General features: G+C 48.6%; 14 protein-coding genes. 10 read left to right on the forward strand and 4 right to left on the reverse strand.

Annotated elements, in window-relative coordinates:
• Positions 1-61: 61 nt before the first annotated feature.
• Genes G523_RS0111295 through G523_RS0111305 form a run of 3 tightly spaced genes read left to right on the forward strand, consistent with a single transcriptional unit; the run spans position 62 to position 3,311 of the window.
• Complete coding sequence (locus tag G523_RS0111295; protein ID WP_155802655.1) at positions 62-1,375, forward strand: hypothetical protein; 1,314 nt, start codon at positions 62-64, stop codon at positions 1,373-1,375.
• A complete protein-coding gene (locus tag G523_RS0111300; RefSeq protein WP_022695177.1) occupies positions 1,375-2,553 on the forward strand; it encodes a hypothetical protein in 1,179 nt (392 codons plus the stop codon). The genes G523_RS0111295 and G523_RS0111300 overlap by 1 nt, the downstream gene beginning before the upstream one ends.
• Entirely contained in the window at positions 2,547-3,311 is a 765-nt protein-coding gene (locus tag G523_RS0111305) for a hypothetical protein (RefSeq protein WP_022695178.1), read from the forward strand. Before G523_RS0111300 ends, G523_RS0111305 begins: the two co-directional genes overlap by 7 nt.
• 135 nt (positions 3,312-3,446) lie before the next feature.
• On the opposite strand, the gene G523_RS0111310 is transcribed toward G523_RS0111305, so the two are convergent.
• The 3 genes from G523_RS0111310 to G523_RS0111325 form a co-directional block, all read right to left on the reverse strand.
• Positions 3,447-4,148 carry a hypothetical protein gene (locus G523_RS0111310; protein ID WP_022695179.1) on the reverse strand — a complete coding sequence of 234 codons (702 nt, stop codon included), beginning with the start codon at positions 4,146-4,148 and terminating at the stop codon, positions 3,447-3,449.
• Positions 4,149-4,330: 182 nt separating this feature from the next.
• Entirely contained in the window at positions 4,331-4,579 is a 249-nt protein-coding gene (locus G523_RS0111315) for a hypothetical protein (RefSeq protein ID WP_022695180.1), read from the reverse strand.
• A 276-nt stretch (positions 4,580-4,855) separates the two neighbouring features.
• A complete protein-coding gene (locus tag G523_RS0111325; RefSeq protein ID WP_456107077.1) occupies positions 4,856-5,560 on the reverse strand; it encodes a nucleotidyl transferase AbiEii/AbiGii toxin family protein in 705 nt (234 codons plus the stop codon).
• 264 nt (positions 5,561-5,824) lie between these two features.
• On the opposite strand from G523_RS0111325, the gene G523_RS0111335 reads away from it, so the two are divergent.
• Positions 5,825-6,463 (forward strand): hypothetical protein, encoded by a 639-nt coding sequence (locus G523_RS0111335; protein WP_155802656.1) that lies wholly within the window; start codon positions 5,825-5,827, stop codon positions 6,461-6,463.
• Positions 6,464-6,588: 125 nt separating this feature from the next.
• Here G523_RS0111335 and G523_RS0111340 read toward each other — a convergent pair whose 3' ends face one another.
• The gene (locus G523_RS0111340) at positions 6,589-6,960 is read right to left on the reverse strand and encodes a hypothetical protein (RefSeq protein ID WP_155802657.1); all 372 of its coding nucleotides are present in this window, start codon (positions 6,958-6,960) and stop codon (positions 6,589-6,591) included.
• Positions 6,961-7,416: 456 nt separating this feature from the next.
• Here G523_RS0111340 and G523_RS0111345 point away from each other — a divergent pair, with 456 nt between their 5' ends.
• The 6 genes from G523_RS0111345 to G523_RS0111375 all read left to right on the forward strand — a co-directional run bounded on the left by G523_RS0111345 (position 7,417) and on the right by G523_RS0111375 (position 19,008).
• Entirely contained in the window at positions 7,417-7,983 is a 567-nt protein-coding gene (locus G523_RS0111345) for a tyrosine-type recombinase/integrase (protein ID WP_022695186.1), read from the forward strand.
• Between the two features lie 153 nt (positions 7,984-8,136).
• On the forward strand, positions 8,137-11,400 hold the full coding sequence (locus G523_RS0111350) for a hypothetical protein (protein ID WP_027441676.1): 3,264 nt from the start codon (positions 8,137-8,139) through the stop codon (positions 11,398-11,400).
• Positions 11,401-11,549: 149 nt separating this feature from the next.
• Positions 11,550-13,058 (forward strand): PIN domain-containing protein, encoded by a 1,509-nt coding sequence (locus G523_RS0111355; protein ID WP_081648770.1) that lies wholly within the window; start codon positions 11,550-11,552, stop codon positions 13,056-13,058.
• 702 nt (positions 13,059-13,760) lie between these two features.
• A complete protein-coding gene (locus tag G523_RS0111365) occupies positions 13,761-14,666 on the forward strand; it encodes an ArdC family protein (protein WP_022695190.1) in 906 nt (301 codons plus the stop codon).
• Positions 14,667-14,893: 227 nt separating this feature from the next.
• Complete coding sequence (locus G523_RS0111370; RefSeq protein WP_022695191.1) at positions 14,894-16,954, forward strand: ATP-dependent nuclease; 2,061 nt, start codon at positions 14,894-14,896, stop codon at positions 16,952-16,954.
• Complete coding sequence (locus G523_RS0111375; RefSeq protein WP_022695192.1) at positions 16,936-19,008, forward strand: UvrD-helicase domain-containing protein; 2,073 nt, start codon at positions 16,936-16,938, stop codon at positions 19,006-19,008. Before G523_RS0111370 ends, G523_RS0111375 begins: the two co-directional genes overlap by 19 nt.
• Positions 19,009-19,112 lie beyond the last annotated feature (104 nt).

The following is a 19,112-nucleotide window of genomic DNA, read 5'->3' on the forward strand; positions in this document are numbered from 1 at the left end:
CGATTTCTTTTTTCAGAGAAGCTTCTCTCGAGCCATGTTGCGCTAGTGAATGGGAGACGTCATGTTCATCGTAGACGACATCATAATCGGTGCTTCACTTGCGGCCGTGGCTCAAGGTTTAGGAAGTCGGCTTGCTTCCAAGTACATAAAAACGCCGTTCGAGACAGCTCAACTTGCATCTGTAGATATTCAGAGGGAGCGCCTCTCCCAAGATGCTCGCTTGTTTCGTGAGCGAATGGACGCTGAGTGGTCCCGGCATCAAGATGCCTTCCGACAAAGGCTCGAATTGTTGGATGTCGAGCACAGTTTAAGAAAATGGCCGCTGGATAATCTGCCTGCCGAAATCAAGTCTGAACGAGACGCGTACAAAGACTCGGCTATAAATCTCTTTATTTGCAGCTCTAACGAGCACTTTTTTCAGCCAATTCCTGAAAATGGATCAAACTTTGAAACCAAGATAAGCAGGCAAAAGGCTAGCGACCTGCTTTTAACACGTCAGGTTTTGAGTGATGTGAAAGGCCTCAACCATTGGGTAACCAACCACTTCAATAAAGTGAATTCAAGTCACCCAGTTATCCCTTATATAGCGTCGCAAACTCATGTGAATTCGCACAGTACACCTCAGGCCTTGGCGACGAGCTTGCGCTATCATTTGCACACAGAACCCTGCGTCTTTGTTCATGTCGAATCTCATTCGCTACGGTCGGCAACGGTTTACACCGAAATCTGGGGTTTGTTGTCAGATGGCCTTTCAGAAGGCCGATCTCCCGCACTTGCTTCGAACTCATTCCAGATAAGGACGCATAACAGCCGTGATGAGTTGAACCAAATTGCCAGTGTCGACTTAGCGCTCAAAGTGATCGTCTCCAGCATTCTTGACCTGAGCCATCTCGTCTACTCACTAAGTCGTGGCGAAACGAAGCCGCCTCTTGCGCCACAAATTTTGTCGAAAGAACCGGAGTTTGCACAAGTAGCAGATGGAGTTTTCAAATTTTACTCAGCGATTTTACGCGAGACATCCAAGGTCGTTCCTGCACTTGCTATAGAAGAAGCGATGAGTTTTGTTGACTTGCTTTTACAGGTTGAACGTCCAGACTTGGCGCAGAGCTGTTTCACGTTAGGCCGAGATCAAGCGGCACAGATTTTGGGGTGTTCGACCATCGATCGAGAGTGGCACGAAACAGCTTTTCTTGGACATCCAGGCAATGAGCATTTTCGGCAGGTTTTGGGCCAGATTAGGCGAACACGTCAGAAGTTTCAAAACTTAGATGCCGAAGAAGTAGAAGTTGAGGATCCGATATTGGACCAATATGGGCCAAATACCCGAAAGCTTATCAACAAGCTTGGTATTTCTGGCAAGTCTGGAGGGGCATGATGAAGATCGCGATGATAGGTGTGCCAGGTACGGGTAAAACTATATATTTTACGGGACTTTATCGGGAATACTCCAACGATATTGGCTTTCTGCCATTGGGCGAAACGACTTATGACTATTTAGATAGTCTCGGTATAGAGCAACGTATGATGTTTGAGGTCCGCATCACCAACTTTCGCCAGCGGCAGGACTTTGCAGACATGGCAGAGATGCTCGGAAAAGATCCGATTGAAGACTATCCTCCAAAAACTAGCAGCTTAAATGACCTAAATCTAAGAATTAACTTCAAGTTTCAGGATATTGAAGATGGCCTCAAAGGGCGTCGTCATGCGCGCAGTCATAGAAGGGAGTTCACCTTTTATGATCCACCGGGTGAGACGTTTTTGGATAATGATCAGGAGCTTTCGGAAAGTACTTTATACGAACTAAACGCGTCAGATGCATTTATGATCATGCTGCCCTGCGACCTGATTGTGGCCAGGATTTACAGAAGTAAAAACCCGCTATTAGATGCCGAGCGGATTGTGCGCGACCTTAGTTTTGATCTCAGACTTGGTGCGGCTTCTGACATGCTCAATGCGCTTAGAGAACGAAAACTATATTATGAAAATCCTATATTTCCAGTCTGCTTTGTGCTCACCAAAGCAGACTATCTTAATGATACTGTAACAGACGTGGTCAATGAGATCATCTATAATGGGCTAATGAGAGCGTTTTCATTAGATAATTCAGACGCCGTCGTATGCGTTGCTCCGATAAGTGTCATTGATGGTCCAAACCAGCGTTTTGAGCCAGTAGGGTTGCGCTGGCCTTTTGCGTTCGTCGCAGGTGGGGCTTTGTTAGGGAAAAGTCATGAAGAGGCTTCGGACGCTGAGGATTATTATGATCGGGCGAGCGAACGGAGAAGGCTTGCCGCTGAGAAGCGGGATCTTGCAAGGCGTAGGCCGCTCGATCGTCTCTTTCAGTATTTGGCAACAGGGGAGTCCGCTACAGACGATGACGAGCATGCTGAGACTTTCGAAAGTGCAGCTGACGAACGGGCCAAAGAATCTAGAAAAGAGCGTGAACTAGCAGAACGAGTCTGGAATTCCATTCTGACAGAAGGCTATCACGAAGGTGTCAGGATTTTTATCCAAGGCACAGAAATTAACGATATAGACGAGCTTCTGGAATGGTAGAAGAGATTTTGTATTCTGCATTGGTGTCAAGTGAAGTTGGTCAGCCAAGAGGTTTGCAATTCCTTGCGGGGAAGCCAACCAGTGAATTTATGGCGAAACATCGCAAATGCCTGGAAGATGTCGGCAACACTTGGTCGAAGCCGCACTTATATTGTTTTCAGGCGGGCAGTGACCTCTATGTGGTGAGAACTGGCAGTGTTGGTCGATTATTAGGAAAAGATCACCCGTTTGCGAAAGAATTCAGCGAGGCGATATCAGGAGCTCAGCGCGGCCGAGACATTCAATTCAGCTATGCCTGTAAATTTACAGGAGAAGAAACTCTACCCCATCATGAAGAGTTTTTGTCTGGAGTGAAGGCAAGTGTAGAGGCAATTCTGACGCGAGCCAACAATGGGGAACAATTACCAATAACGGCGACCAAGCAATTTTCTAAGGCTAGTGCGTCCGGCAGTGCATTAGAAAATGCGAGTGAAAAAATTAAGGCAGCTTCGTCAAAAGGCTCGATCGCTAAAATTTCTGACGGAAACGCTATTGAATGGTTGGGTGAAAGAGCACCGAGTTTAGACCAAAAAAAAAGTCACTACACACCGAGCTACTCCAGCAGAAGTCGGTCGGTAGAAACAAAGCTACCAGAGACGTCCAAAAGCCTAGACCGCCGGACTTTGGTGATTGGGGCGACGGTCGCAATAGGAGCCGTGATCGCACTGGCTCTGTTCAAAAGCAGTCAGAAAAACGACGGCAATTCTCGGATGAGATAGAGAACGCTCGGAAGACTAGTCGCGAATCTAATGAAGGTTTCAACGCTCTTGATGAGTGGAATCGAAACCTTGAAAAGCAATTAGAATGGTGGGCGAGTTTTTTTAGGCTCCCACCGAAATAGTCCCAGCTGTCCTTCAGTTATCACCATAGCCGGAAGTATCGTTCGTGTCGGGGACGCCGGTTTCAGCCCAACCGGGATCATTGTAAGCAGGTGCTTCGCTTCCCCAGCCGAAATTATCATTGCCACCCCATTCCGAGGTTGCCGAGATCCCATCATCAACTGGGTCCACAAGAATGGTGCCGCCGCTATTTGTCAAACCGGTAATGAAGTTCTCAAAGCTGTTTCCATTCGTGGCAGAAGGGTCCTGCCACTCAGTTTCCATTGGCTGGTTGGGAGTGAAGTGTTCTTCGATACCGTTGTCGAATTCCTCGGAATACGTCTCTTTGGCTTCGTCAACATAAGAAGTTATGTAGTTGCTCTGGCCTTGATCCCATAGCCCTTCAGCCTCGTTTGCCTCTGAGGGCCAAAAGATTATTCCTAATCCAGTTAAAATTGGGTTCTTGGTAATGAGGTCGTCTGCCCCTAGATCTAATGCCTCGCTCATTCTTTCATTCGTTTCTTGATTTTCCTGAGCCAGCTGATCGTCGTAATATTCAAAGCTGTACTCACTTCTGAATGAATTGAAGCCATTGCTGTACAAGTCTGTATCGGTTGCAATTTCTCCGTCTTCGTAGCTTTCACGCGCAAAATCTTCGCCAGCGGCACGACCATCGATTTCTTCAGAAGAGGGGGCATCCTCTCCCCAGAGCCATTCGAACATTCCTTTGCCAGTCATGAACACTCTCCCTTTCGATTGAACTCAAGATTGAGCTCCAAATCGGGCAATTTTGGGGCGGGCGACAGCGTAGCCATTGTGAGTGACGGTCGAAAATGCGCTTAATATTCTGATAATTATGAAAAAAATAAGAGGACGGTATAACCGCCCAAAGGGTGGAGCTGTTGGACTGATGATCTATCTCAGATATCAATCCCAATAGATCTGGCGTGGCTGGCCTCGGACACAATCTGTCTCTCTTTTTCCAATGCCATCTCTTTGGCCTCAGACATTTGCGAAAGCGTGTTTAATTCAAGAGCGTCGAGCACCTGTCCGTCCACTATCTGGGCCTCAATTTCGATTGCGATGTCCCGATAAGCGGAAGGCTCAACGTCGATCCAACATTGCCGGATATCTGCTTCGGGGAGGGCGGTTGGATTAAGGTCGCGCATGTTTGAGTGCCTCTGTGACATCGACGCCTGTCATGACGCCCCAAAAATGGATTGATCGGTCATCGAGGATTCCTCTCGGCAGGCGCTCCATGGCCTCCTTGAAGCCTTCGCGTCCGACCTGTGCCCAGACGGTCCTCACGTCTGAACTCGTCCCATATCCCATCACTTGCGCCAAAAAAAACACTGGGTCTCGCTGGATAATTTGGGGATCGCTGAACCAAACGACATTTCTGGCAACTCGCTCTAGTTCGGGGGTAATCTGAAGTCTGACCGCCATTACAAATCCATACCTCGATCATGCGACGGCAGCGTTGAAAGATCCACGGCGTACACAGCGGAATGAAGCTGTTCTTGTATCTTCAGTGGGAGCGGATCACCCTGAATGTCATTGAAGCTACATAGTGCCTTGAGCGACGTCATGGGTTCGAAACTGTATCCCCAAACCGAGATCGCGTCTTCACACCCTTGTTCCAGCGTCCAGCCTTCGTTCAGGCCCGCTGCGATATCGATATAGTCTTTTGCGGAGCCTCGTTTCTGGATAGTGTTGAGCTTTGTCGCCAATACATCCCTGGGGGAGGCGACCGCCAGATCATTCTCCGTACTTGAAAAGGGTTGCTCCACTTTTTGGAGCTTTCGGCCTCCAAAAAACGAGACTAAAACTGGCCCTCCCCGATCCACCCGGCATTCCAGTGTGTTGTCAGCAGAGCGAATGAGGAGCGCGTCCTGAAGGTAAGGAAGACTTTCCTTCATTTCCATCGGATCAAAATCGTAATTGCTGAAAAAGTCGAAATCCACCGAGTCTCGGTGACCATAGTGGAGAGCTAAAGCCGTTCCACCATACAACGTGAACATTGAGGGGGTATCTTTGAGTTCCGGCCAAAGACGCAGCTGCGGTTCTGGCAGTATCTCCAGCTTCGGTTCGAAGTACTGTCTATGTAGCGCTGGATTCGTCATTTCTGCATTATAGCGAGCCGTCGCCAATTCTCATCAAGTATTTCAAATCGGCGGACAAAACGTAGATCGTATTTGGCCGACTGGGTCAAAACATCAGGATAGTTAACGAAAAGTTCACAAATAAAATATATCATATTGATACAAATGTGGAGGTCTATGTCCGGTGGAACGAACAGAGTAGAGGCTATTTCTGAGCAGCTATTGTCGATGGAAGTGATGCTGAAGAGTTCGCTCGCATCCATGCCAGATGCTGGGAGCGCAGTTCATTCTGAACTCGCAGATCACCTCGGAATGATTTCATCGCTGCAAGCCAGCATGTCGGCGGGCATCGCTATTTCTCCCGCTTCCCTTCAGTTGGCAATCAACCGAGTGCAGCAGGAAACGCTTCAGCTTGCGCTCAAAAAATCTGATCAACAAACCATCGCAGCCGTCCTTGTCGAGCAAATGCTCCAGGCCGAAGAGGCGCGACTTGCGCAAGAGGCGAGTGACTTCCGGTCATACGAACGCGAAGCATCAGGCAGAATTCAGTCGCTGGCTGAAGCCACTGGGATTGATATCAGCGCATACGAGCAGAATAGGGCTGATATTCTGGCCAGCCGAGAGGCGGCTCAGGCCAGCGGCGATATCGTGGAAGAGTACAAACAGGATGCTTTGCTGGCTGCGAACAACCGCCATGGAATGACACTGGTTGATGCGCCTGAAGAAGAACAGGAGCGCGCTCGCAAGGAAGAGGAGGCCGCTCAAGAGCGCTACCTCAGACAGGTCGAGATCATGGCAATGCGGGACGCCCAACGCATGGGACTAAGCGGCGAACATGCATCTGAATATGTTGTTTCACAAAGAGCGGACGCGGAAGTGGAATTACAGCAGGAGTTAGAGGACCGTGACATCGCTTCGAATACGGGGCGTGCCCGAGGCAATCCCCAATAATGCTGTCGCAGTAATAGAAGGAATAAGTCAGCAAAATTTCGATCTGAGCTTCTTGGACACTTCGGTTACGCCAGAGCGACCCGAAAGCTCTTGTCCACCCCTCCCGATCGCTAAGGATGACGTGCTCAGCCCCTGTCAGTAGCTAAGCGACCGAATGCCATGCCTGCCAGAAAACCGGTTTTCGTCGAATGACTTTCCATGTCAAAGCACCGTTCAGCATTGTGCTGGTGAGTCACCGTATCGGTATTCGGGTCTAGGACTTGTGTAGTGTTCTGAGCACCGAAGAAGAAACCCGCATCGAAAGCAGTCTGGCAATTCAGCGGCTTCATAGTTCTCGCGCCATTCATGTCATTGATACTGAGAAACTCTTGTTGGTCTTGCATTGCCGCACGAGCAATCTCTTGGAGGATTGTTTGAGGGTATCGGATCGACCAATCAGTATAAAGTCTCATGATGTAAGACTGATCGCCAGGATCACGGGACAGGGTTTCTTCCATTACCAACAGACAGAACTCGAGTTCTGTTGGGTCTCCCATTGCGGACGATATAGTATGACCGGCAGCACAAAGCGTCCGCTGGTTCCTTAAATGGAGGTCTCCGAACAGAGTGAGCTGGCTATAGCTATCTTGCAAACTCTGAATTGTTGAAGTCTGTCCCACTGCGAATCCGCAGAAAGCAGGAAAGGACATCAACGCCACAAGTGCGGATTTAAGGGGAGAGCATGAAGTCACAAGACACCTGTTCAGAAGATCAGATAAAATCGTGACGATGCTACCGAATGGCCTATACTGTTTCAGTATTGAGCCAATTTTTATTTTGTATGACTTGGATTGAGGTAATTTCCGCGTTTCAAACGCAGTTTTTGAAGTCTCCTATCAGTGAGCAACTTTTTGCAGTCGCACCCTTGCAACCGAATAGGCCATTCTGTTTCGGCCTTACCGCAAAGGGCTGACATGGAAACTGAAGACGGGATTTACACGACAGCTGGAGAACGAAAGTACCTGACGGTCAGTGAGCGCGAGCGCTTCGTAGAAGAGGCGTCCAAAGAGGATCTGGCCACCTTCGCCTTTTGCCTCTTGTTGTGCCTTACGGGCTGCCGTGTTTCCGAAGCATTGGCGCTTAAAGTCACGCATATAGACCGTGAGCTACGATGTGTTCGGTATCTAACCCTGAAACGCCGGTCCAAAGTAGTTTGGCGCTCTGTGCCCATTCCAAGTCAGCTCATCGAGACATTATTCAAATTGCCTGTGGTGGAAGATGGTCGAGTGTTCAAATTCAGCCGTTCCACGGCCTGGCGGCGCGTCGGAGCAATCATGGACAGGGCTGGCATCGAGGGCGCTCAAGCCTGCCCGAGGGGGTTACGCCACTATTTTGGTGTGTTTGCAGACAGCCAAGGCATTCCACAGCCCGTACTCCAAAGATGGATGGGGCACGCAAAATTGGAGAGCACGGCAATCTACCGCCAAGCGGTCGGAGAAGAAGAACAGGCGCTGGCCGAGCGGCTGTGCTGGCTAACTTAGCTTTCAAACAGAAGGATCGCTCGCGATTGTAAAGTTTTGTGCGCGGGTTTAAGGGCTCAACAGCAACATATAAAGGTGAACTTCTCGTCCTTGCTCATCAGCAAACGAGAAGCTTTTGTTCTCTTTTTGTCTGCAATGCTATAGTCTCAGGTGATGCGTATCGATTCAACCTATAAGCCTAAAATTTCGCCGTCCGAATTGATGCGTTCGCGCAGGCCGGAAAATTATTCTGATAGCGAGTTCACTTCTGCCTATTCCCTGGAGAAGGCGGCATTCAGTTTTTATCTCAATACGATTACTGATCGAAACGAACATAAAGTCTTCGAAGAATTTTGCAGGGCGCTGGCTCAACGAGAAATTTGCCCGAACCTCCGCCCTCAAACTGGCCCCGAAGGAGGCGGTGACGGAAAGGTCGATTCAGAAAATTATATCGTTTCTGACGAAGTTTCGGACAACTGGTTCGAAGCTGACGCTAACGCCGGTCAACAGAAATGGGCATTTGCAATGAGCGCTCAAGAGAAATGGGCGCCGAAAGTAAAAAGCGATGTCAAGGGGATCACCTCTACCGGGCGTCATTATGATCGCATTTATTTCTTTACAAACAGGGCGGCAAAGCAGCGAGTCAGGCTTAAAATTGAGCAGGAACTCACGAAGGAATATGGACTTCCGGTTACCATCTTCGATAGGCTATGGATAGAAGACAAAGTTTTTGTAAATCAGCACTTCGACTTAGCTCACAACTTTTTTGGAATTGGATCCCACAATCCTCACGAGGTTAAACTGGGCCCCAATGACTTTCGCCGCGAACGAGAGCTGTCAGAGATCGAGAACCGCTTCTCTCGGGACGACTACGATACCCATTTTGAGAAGATTTCGGATTCACTCTATGCCGCTAAACTCTCCAGAGGACTTGAGCGTCCACGATTTGAGACTGACGGTCGGTTCGACAGAGCGATAAGACTTGCAAAGAAGCACGGTAGCTTCGACCAACACCTAGAAGCAAAATACGAAAAAATATGGACAGCTCTGTGGTGGTTCGACGATTTCGCGTTCGCCGACGACCAATATGATGATTTTGAGAAATTTGTTTTCGCCAGCCATCTTTCCGCGCATGTGTCAAAAGTCGGAAATGTGCTCCAGATGTTGGTAAATGCAGGAACTGAGAACGAACAATTTGCCAATCGTTTCAAGATTGACGAACGCGGAGAGCGTTTACGTAACAAACTGGAAAGCATAGTGAGCGACAAGTCAGCACGTAACAACTCGCTATATGCCGAAACACTTTTGCAGTTTCAGGTGATAAACGAAAATCTGCGCAATAAGCAAAATGAAAAGCTTGATGATGTCTGGATCGCACTCAAAGCGATATTGGTGTGCGCACGTGGTTACGCAGAATATCCAGTCCAAATGCTGGACGAGCTCGTCAATGGCTTAGCCGATTTTGATTTTCACTCGGAGGCCTTTGACGACCTGTTGATGACGCTCGCCGAGTTCATGGGTGAACGGCATCAGGAAGCTCGACAGGGCCAAGTCTACTTCAGGCGAGGTGAACAAAAGCTTCTTGCAGGAAGGCCCGATGAAGCAGTCTCTTGGCTGGGAAAGGCATCCTTAGCCTTCCTGAAGAAAGAATACGACGAACAGCAATTCAGATCTTTGTTTATGCTTTCGGTTGCCTATCATAACGCTGGATTGTTATGGGCAGCCAGAGCCACTTGTTTATCGGCGCTCACCGTCATTTCCACCAAAAATCATGAGGATGGGGAAATTCAAATCGAGAGCTTTGCTGCAGCAAAGCTTCTCGCCCAAATCACTCTAGAATTGTCACATTTACCCGATTTATTTGAAGCCATTCGCTTACTGAACTTCTATTTGCAATCGGTTTCTTTAACGGATGATAGCATCGAGAAGCTCCAGAGTGATATTGCGGAATTAGATCAGTTGTTGATGTGTTCATTCCTCGGCTTCGACGATTCAGCTATGGACTTATTGGCAGAAGTTCCTAGCCTACTCGACTATCTGCAACTGTACCTCGCTCGAACTGGTCTGCTGTATCGACTTGGCTACATTGACGACCTTAAAGCCGACGGTTCATTTCCGGCTGAAGAAAGCGCGGAGAATTTTCATAATACAATAGAGTTGGTCGCGTCCCAACCAGCCGCTTATCAAGTGCCCGACAATCCCATTTTAAACTCAGATGCCGCGTGCAGCATCTCTTCCATTATCCTGGGCTGTTCGGTTGAGTTTAGCTGTGCTTCCAAAAGCTACTTGATCGCAGCACGAGAGATTCTGTTGTCCAGTCTCGAAGGATTTTCTGCAACGCTGATCAACAGGCGAGTGATCGCACACACTAACAAAGTGCTGATTGAAATTGTGGAATCGGAAGGCCCACTCAATTTTTCAATCACCTCCTCGCCTCATGATCTCAAAGTCATTGTAAATATTTCAGAGGACTTAGACCTCGGCAGTCACGAGCATACTGAAGTGGTGAACAGAGCAGTTCTGGAGTTTTGCGCTTTAACCATCAATCTCTTCACAATTGCAGATAATATCATCGAAATAGTCCACGAGTTGTTGGAGGAAGAGCGCCTGTTCGAGAGGTCTGTGCTTTTCAGCAACGTGCTCGCAAGCCACAGCAGGGTATTTGGGTCCCCAATAGGCAGGCTATCGAATTTCTATTTGCCCGAGCCACGAAGCTATCCTCGTCGAAAGGATGCACCTGAAATAAAACGGACGCGCCCAGATTTTGAAATGAACCCCACGGCCACCTATCCGTATCTCAAACGCCACAGTGATATTCAGGTTCACTCTGTTATCAATTTGCATTTGTGGAACGATGCAGGCTGGAAAGGCATGGCCTATGCGTCGTACGGACCAGATTGTCCGCCGATCCTAGGACTGTTTTTCAAGAATAAGGAATTGGGCAAGAAAATCTTCCAGCAATGGCGGGAACGCTTTGGAAATACTGATACCGATGAGGTTATCAGGGTTTCGATATTGCAGGGAATAAACAAGAATGCCACGCTACATTACCGTGCTCACATTTCACAAAAATTTGGAGATGATGAGGATACCTTTGATAAGTCACGTCTTCACATGTCGCTTTCCAGATACCTCGAAATGACGCCCGAAACATCGCAGCATCTCGACTTCTTTTTGCAAGAATATGCTCGATTGGGAAGCTTTCTATTCGCTCCTGTCGATCAAGCAGATGATGGCAGCCTGATGCCTGACCTAACGCTGGGAATAACAAAGCGAGAATTGATTAGAAAGCCAGCCTGGACGATAGGCCTCCATGACCAAGACAACGCGGTGATTCAAGAAACAGACGATGTGGTGGTTCCCGAAGGAGTAGATACGCCACCAGTATCGGAAGTTATAGCGCTAAAGAGAAAGAAAACCTTAGATTCAGGGGAATAGACACAGCATTACCGTGAGAATGCAATCAAAATGGATGTGCAATCGCTCTTCAGCAGAGCACCAGTTTCTGCGATAGAAATTGGCGCTACTCTCCTGTAAACTTATCCATATTTCTTGAAAAAAAGCTACTTGGAGCAGCGCAAATCAAAATGGAAAGGCACGTTTTTCTCTTCGTCGATACGAATCTGTTTTTCCAATGCCGAGCATTGGAGGAATTGGATTGGTCGGAGTGGGTGGACTATGAAGCCGTCCATTTGATCGTTTCCTCTCCTGTTCTGCGTGAGGTGGATTACCGCAAGAAGCAGGGAAATGACCGGGTTGGGAAAAGGGCGCGAAAAGCATCAGAGCGCTTTCGGGATATGCTCGGAAAGAATGAAGTGATGATCCGGGGCACAAACCCTTGCATTACATTACATGTTGAAGCGCAGCATACTTATGATGGCTCTTTGTCTAATCAGCTCGACTACAACGAACGCGATGATCAGCTTGTTGGTACGGCTTATCTGTATGCAAAGGAACATCCCGAACGAGACGTCCAACTTCTCACGGATGATACGATTGTGCTCTACAAGGCGAGCGGCCTGGGGCTCAAGATTGCACCTATCCCTGATCGCTGGCTCTTAGCTCCTGAGCTGGATGAACGCGACAAGCAAATCACCAAACTGCAAACCGAAAACAATAGACTACGAAAAGCCGAGCCTGCCTTTTCGTTTCGGACATTTGACGAAGCAGAGAACGAGATTGAGCGCTACCACTCACAACGCACCCGTTTTCAGCCGTTGGGTGAGGATGATGTGGAAACGCTGTTTGAATCAATCAAACGCACGCACCCGATGGTGACCGATTTCGATACAGAAAGTTCAACGATTACCCAAAAATCACCAAGTCTGAAATTTAACATTCAATGGAATGAAACATACGAACCTCCATCGCCTGAGAGCATTGCAAAATACCAGACCGACCTTTATCCGGCCTGGCTAGATAAATGCAGAGAACGGCTGGAACACCTTCATGAAGCACTAGAAAAGCGACGCGAAACCAACAAGGTTTGGGTTGCCATCGCTAACACAGGCACACGGCCTGCTGATGATGCACTCATCACGTTTATTGCGCATGGAAACTTCCTAATAAAGCCACCCGATTACAAATCGGATGAGGAACAGGAGGCAGAGGAAAGTTCACTCCTCAAGCCTCTGCTTCCGCATCCACCGGACGCTCCAAAGGGAACATGGAAACATGAAAAGGCCACTCAAACACTGGCCCGCGACCTGGCTAGGATTGGAAGTATACGAGGTCTTCTTGGTCCGTCCTCTGGGATTGGGCCTGGTATCGATATGACGGCAATACGCCTTGCCCATCAGCCTTCTAAACGAGAACCCAACAGTTTTTATTATACTCCGGACCGTCCGTATTCTGCTCAGGAACGCTTCTCCCTGGAATGTGAACAATGGCGTCACGCTTATGGAGAAGAAAAAATGCTCATTGAAATCCATGCTGTCGAAACTGAAGCAGCTATTCAGGGTAAACTGGACTGCATTGTTCAGGCTGCCAATCTTTCCGATATGGCGCGCTTTAGTATTCCGGTTCGAATTAGCCTTACTTCTGGAGACACCATCGCTGAAGCGAAAAACGCTATTGCGGTGCTCTGTGGTACATAGTGTGTAGAGTATCGAAATTAGGGATGGCTTTCTATCTTCACGCGATCTCCTGCTATTCATCTTGAACAATCGTTGATCTGCAACACGGACAGTACTCTGTGTATTGTCAGTCGTCACGATTGATACGCCTCGGTAGTGCATCCCGCATGGCGCATAATTTGATTTCCAGCCTCATCTTGCCGAGCATCAATTTGGCTTGAGCTTGTAATTGATATGACCCGCCGAGCGCGAATAGGCCGTTTAATAAGTTGAACATCTGAGACTCCTTTCTGTGGTTACGGGAGTTCTCTCAGCGACACCGTCACGAATGCTGGCACCTTTGGTCGTAACGTAGTGCCGAAGCTCCCCAGAGCTTGCCGTTTGTCTGACGTCGCTACACTCCTAAAGAAACACAAAAGGGCGTCTTGGTAAGCGCATCTTGCTTATTCTGTCGCCTGCTACGCACTGGCGGGCTCAACTCACTCCGCTCACAGACTTGAGGGCATCAGCTCGTATTTGAGTGACATAGTCCGCTCGTCTCTTCCTCGTTTGTGAGATCAATCCGCGAATTTGGCAGAAAGCCCCACGGTTCAACGGAGGCCCGCTCCATTCCGTCGCTTCGCTCTGTCCCGTGTTCCCCGTTCTCGCTCTGCAAGCGATGAACCGCGGGTCCGATTTCCGCCTCTACCTTCGCGTCCTCACAACAGCGAAAGGAGCCCGGACATGTCTAAAACTTCAAAACCACGCTTCGATGTCTACGCAGCTGTCACAAATCGCATCGTTGAAGTTCTCGAAAGCGGCGCAGCAGAGTATCAGCGTCCCTGGATCAGAAAGGGTGGATGCACCGGACGCCCGATCAATGTCGTTTCTGGAGACGCCTATAACGGAATAAACGTCGTGTCCCTCTGGGTCGAAGCGCTTGCACGCGAGTTCGAAACCCCGATCTGGGGCACATTCAAGCAATGGGGTGATCGTGGAACCCCCGTTCGTAAAGGCGAAAAAGCCTCTCTCATCGTATTCTATAAAACCATCGAAACTGTCCGAGACGACACATCAGGTGACGACTCTCCCGAACTTCGCCACTTTGCACGGGCGAGCTGGGTCTTTAATGCGGCACAGGTTGAAGGCTATGAGCCACCTCCGTCAGAACCTATCCCTAATGAGCCTCTCTTCGATCCAATTCCGGTCGCGGAAGCCTTTGTGGCTTCGACACGTGCAAACATCACGGAGACCGGTGATCAGGCATACTTCTCACCTTCAGAAGACCGTATCTGTATGCCACCTCGAAACCTCTTCACGGGTACGCAGACCATGGCCGCCGACGAAGCGTACTACGCCACGCTATGCCATGAACTCACCCATTGGTCCGGCGCAACGCATCGTCTTAATCGTGACCTCACGGGCCGATTTGGCTCCGAAAGCTATGCCATGGAGGAACTCATCGCTGAACTCGGCTCAGCCTTCATCTGTGCTGACCTCGGCTTGACGCCTGAAGCTCGCGAAGATCATGCGGGCTATATTGCAAGCTGGCTGAAAGTCCTCAAAGAGGACAAGCGCGCCATTTTCACGGCTTCAGCCAAGGCTTCTGAGGCCGCAAACTGGCTTCTATCCCACAGGGAGGCGGCTTAGGCCGTCTCTATCCCCAGTTCAGAGAAACTGGGGGACAACCTGCCCGCTAAAAGTTCCCTTTTCCAAACCAACCGGTTAAGGTGCAGATGTGCGGGAAAAGTCGACTTGTCGGCTTTGATTCGGGGCTGCCTTCATGAAAATGAGAACAGATTCGTCCCGCCGGCTGCGGGCGATTGTGCTTGTGTGAATTTAAGTGTGACTACAAATAATCATAATGAGACGCAGGTATGCATATTGAGCAAATCAAAATTCAGAATTTCCGGTTACTGCAGGATTGCTGCATTGATATGCGACCACAAACAACTTTGCTGGTCGGAAGAAATAATACAGGCAAAACGTCATTTGCAGTATTGCTGGAAAAATTTCTCGAGCGACCGGATACATTTTCTTTCACTGATTTCCCACTCGGCCTGCGGAAAGCTATTTTCAGCATAGATGCCAAGACGAACGTTGAGGAACTTGCGATAAGGCTGGTTCTTCGAATTGCTTATACCGAAGCTGACGACCTCGGTATTCTTTCCGAATTCATGCTGGACCTTGATCCGGACAGGCGACATACGAGCGTTCTCTTCGAATGCACGATTGATAAGAAAAAGCTCCTTCGCGGTCTTCCGGCAGACGAAAAAGAACGCAAGAAGTTCATCGAAAACAATCTTTCAGGAAAATTCCTCGATGTGAAAGTTTATGCCTTTGATGATTTCGGCCATGTCGGCGACCAAGCGTATTACATGTCTCACCGTGATCAGCTTGAGGAGAAGGAGCGCACCAGCCTTCGTAAGCTTCTAAATTTTCAAGTCATCCACGCCCGAAGAAGCGTTGCAAGCTCAGAGGATGCCGGGCGCGGTTCAAAGCCGCTTTCTGCCATATCAACCAAGTTCTTCCGTAAGCGGGATATTGAGGCGGGTGCTGACGATGAGGGCGAAGAAGGCGCCAGCGTAGACAAGCCTGGTGCCGGGAGCATAGAAAAGCTTAGATCGATTTTAGCTGATATCGACACACAGCTGGGTGAGCAGTATGCAGAGGTTTTTGGAAGTTTCTTAAAAAATTCACGCGACTTCCTAGATCTTGGCGACTTGAAAGTGGTCTCCAATATCCAGTCGCAGTCTCTTATCGAGAGTTCGTCGCAGGTCATCTACGGCGACACAGATAATTTTCTTCCAGAGCACTATAGCGGGCTTGGCTATCTGAATATTCTTTATCTGCTTCTGCAAATCGAACTTTGCCGCGACGACTTTTCAAGACGAAATGCGCCGTTGAACCTCTTATTGATTGAGGAGCCTGAGGCTCATACTCACCCACAGATGCAGTATGTGTTTGCGGACAAAATGCACGGACTGGTATCGGCAATACCCAGCCTGCAGGCTCTCATCACCACACACTCCTCTCATATCGTAGCAAAGTCTGACTTCGAGAATATTCGTTATCTATCCAGATCATCCGCCACAGGCCCGGTCTCTATCAAGAATTTTCACACTGATCTCAGCAAGGAATACGATAAGCTTGGCACAGACGGCCAAGCACTATTCAAATTCTTGAAGCAATATCTCACCATCAATTCGGCAGAGCTGTTTTTTGCGAATAAGGCAATTTTTATCGAAGGTACAACTGAGCGCATGCTCCTCCCGCTGTTTATTGAGATGCACGATAAAGTGAACGAAGATGTCGCCGAGACCGGTGGCCTTTCTTCTCAAAATATCTCGGTGCTAGAGGTTGGAGCAAACGCGCGAGCGTTTGCGCCATTCTTGGAGTTCATCGGTGTCCGTACCTTAATCATTACGGATATCGACACAACCAAGGCTGAACAGAGTGCAGAAACTGGCAGGCTGAGCTACACTGCCCACAAGGTGAAAGGCTCCACCCACACCTCGAATGCGACTCTCAAACACTTCCTTTCGGCTCCTGCGATAGACAAAAGCGACGAGTACCAAGAATGGCACAAGCGTCTACTAAACGGCGAGGCTGCTTCCGATGACGGGCAGATCAAGCTTGCCTACCAAATGGAAGAGAACGGCTATCATGCAAGAAGCTTCGAAGACGCTTTCATCGCAAAGAATTTTGAGAAAATACTCGGGAAAATAAAGGAGAGTAAAGACGCTTTGGCGGGGCTCCAAAACGTCAAGAAATTTGAGGAATTTGAAGGAGGCGATTATTACGCTCTCACCGAAAGCGTTTTAAGTAAAAAATCTGATTTTGCTGGATCGGTTCTTTATGCGGCGTTGGTTGAAGGCGAAACATGGGAAACTCCCGAATATATAATGGATGGTCTGAAATGGATTCACAAAAATTGAGTCCGGTAGATCGAATTGCCGAACTCGTTTTCGGTGGTGAGAACTTTCTCCTTCAGGGCGGCGCGGGAAGCGGTAAAACCGAAAGCCTTAAAAGAGTCGTCCAAAAGGTGCTCTCTGTCGATCAGAAGCTCAAAATCGCATGTATAACGCATACGAATAAAGCTGCCGACGAGATCGCTGAGCGTATTTCAGCTGACATAAAGGTCTCAACCATCCACTCATTTCTGGGCGGAGTAATCTCGCCATACAAGCGAAACATTCAGCATGTTTTTCCGGCCCTGTTCGAGCTTCCTGTTTTTGTTGGGTTAGGGGACGAGCACTATGACGGAGATGAAAAGGTCAGAAAGAAGGAGGAGCATGAGCGATTTAAGAAGGCCTATAAGAAATTGGAGAACCGCCGCCAAATTGTTCTGGGCGAATTAACTCCGAAGGTAACAGGGAAGCGGGATTACGATAAGGATCCGGAAGCTTATGTCGTGCAGATGAACAAATTGATTGCTGAGGTGAACCAAGAAATCCGCGCAAAACTGGCAACCCGGAAACCCGATGAGTTCTTCTACAACGAAACGAAATTTGACAATTTTAACGAGCCATCATTCGGGCATGATGGCTTAATTGCCATAGCTTGCGGGATGTTCGATGAGTTCCCGGTATTGGGAAAAATTGTTTCGGATCGATATGATTGCATCTTCATTGATGAGTATCAGGATACGAACGCGAATGTTATTCGCGTTTTGCTCCGCTGCTTACCCAAGCCATCACGAACAATCATTGGATTGTTTGGAGATTCCGAGCAGGCAATTTACTCAGACGGCATAGGAAGTGCTCAAGAGCACATCGATGCTCAAGAAGTAGTTCTTGTGGAGAAGCAGGACAATTACCGATGCTCTCCACAGGTCATAATCTTCTCCAATCAGTTTCGCACAGACGGACTAAATCAAGAGGTAGCACTAAAAGCGCTCGACGACGGGACGGTTGAAACCTTTGAGAGCCGAGAGGGCAGTGTAACACTGCTTTATGATTTCGCTTCAGAAAAAATCGATACGGGCAATGAGGCTCAAGATAAAACTACCAATGCCGCGTTGTTTCGTGAAGCGCTCGATGCGCTGGTTGGAAGAGTGAGCCAAGACTATCCGAGCTATGTTCAGCTAAAGCTAACGAACAAATCGATTGCTAAAGATGTAGGTTTTGGGCGGCTCTATCAGATATTCGATGATCGGTACTCTGAGCCCCGAGATCGAATGCGCAAAACACTCGACAGATTGCAGTTTGATGAAATAGTCAATTTGACAACATTGCATCAGAGTCTACCTGGGGACAGGCGTGCATACAATCGGTTGATCACAGGACTTCGCAAGCGGGGATTTTCGATTTCATCGGTATCTGACAAATCCAAGCTGGATGAGATACTACGTGCATTCTTTGCCAAGGACCTTTCCGCGTACAAAGCAGTGGAATTTGCAGCGGAAGCTGGGCTGATCAAAGTTTCAGAAAGCCACGCAGCTTTCTTGACGCGCCGTGACGAGCTGTTCGCACGTCTTAAGGACGACCCCGTATTCGAGGCTTTTGAAGCACTACATACCAGCGGCCACCGAACTAAACCACAGATGCTTAATGAAATTAAGGCTGCGCCGAAAGAGAACCTGGATGCGGATTTAATTGAGGCCGAATACGATGACCGAGCCAATGAGCTCAAGCAAAAGAAATTCTTCAACGATTTGTTTTCAGACGAGCTTCGCTTCGGTGAGGTTTTGTCATTCTATGATTATGAGGAAAATGACGGCGGCTTCGCCACGATGCATAAAACGAAAGGGACCGGGATCGAGAACGTGCTGCTCGTAATAGACGAGTACGGATGGACGACAGAATATGATTTTGTGAATTGTTTTACGGATGAGTTTCCATCTAAGAAAAGGGATATTGCTTCGAGGAAGCTCTTATACGTGGCCGCTTCTCGGACGAAAAAAAACTTAGTTTGCGTCAGATTAATGAATGATCATGCGGAGCTAGATCGCATATCTCCATATTTTCCAGATGTCACTCATGTTAGATAATAAGCTGTTTTTGATCGCGCCCTTGCAGGCCGGGCTCTCGTAAACCGAGCCTGGCTGCACCTGTCTCGGCCATACGGCTTCGATCCCTTGCGTTAAGGCTTAGG

The organism is Ponticaulis koreensis DSM 19734, from assembly GCF_000420665.1.
Taxonomy (GTDB): domain Bacteria; phylum Pseudomonadota; class Alphaproteobacteria; order Caulobacterales; family Hyphomonadaceae; genus Ponticaulis; species Ponticaulis koreensis.

Bases quoted from the DNA above. Each gene is read 5' to 3' on its own strand.
- G523_RS0111305 (WP_022695178.1), top strand. From the start codon at position 2,547: ATGGTAGAAGAGATTTTGTATTCTGCATTGGTGTCAAGTGAAGTTGGT.
- G523_RS0111375 (WP_022695192.1), top strand. From the start codon at position 16,936: ATGGATTCACAAAAATTGAGTCCGGTAGATCGAATTGCCGAACTCGTT.
- G523_RS0111345 (WP_022695186.1), top strand. From the start codon at position 7,417: ATGGAAACTGAAGACGGGATTTACACGACAGCTGGAGAACGAAAGTAC.
- G523_RS0111315 (WP_022695180.1), bottom strand. From the start codon at position 4,579: ATGCGCGACCTTAATCCAACCGCCCTCCCCGAAGCAGATATCCGGCAA.
- G523_RS0111340 (WP_155802657.1), bottom strand. From the start codon at position 6,960: ATGGAAGAAACCCTGTCCCGTGATCCTGGCGATCAGTCTTACATCATG.
- G523_RS0111300 (WP_022695177.1), top strand. From the start codon at position 1,375: ATGAAGATCGCGATGATAGGTGTGCCAGGTACGGGTAAAACTATATAT.
- G523_RS0111370 (WP_022695191.1), top strand. From the start codon at position 14,894: ATGCATATTGAGCAAATCAAAATTCAGAATTTCCGGTTACTGCAGGAT.
- G523_RS0111350 (WP_027441676.1), top strand. From the start codon at position 8,137: ATGCGTATCGATTCAACCTATAAGCCTAAAATTTCGCCGTCCGAATTG.
- G523_RS0111355 (WP_081648770.1), top strand. From the start codon at position 11,550: ATGGAAAGGCACGTTTTTCTCTTCGTCGATACGAATCTGTTTTTCCAA.
- G523_RS0111310 (WP_022695179.1), bottom strand. From the start codon at position 4,148: ATGACTGGCAAAGGAATGTTCGAATGGCTCTGGGGAGAGGATGCCCCC.
- G523_RS0111335 (WP_155802656.1), top strand. From the start codon at position 5,825: ATGATTTCATCGCTGCAAGCCAGCATGTCGGCGGGCATCGCTATTTCT.
- G523_RS0111365 (WP_022695190.1), top strand. From the start codon at position 13,761: ATGTCTAAAACTTCAAAACCACGCTTCGATGTCTACGCAGCTGTCACA.
- G523_RS0111295 (WP_155802655.1), top strand. From the start codon at position 62: ATGTTCATCGTAGACGACATCATAATCGGTGCTTCACTTGCGGCCGTG.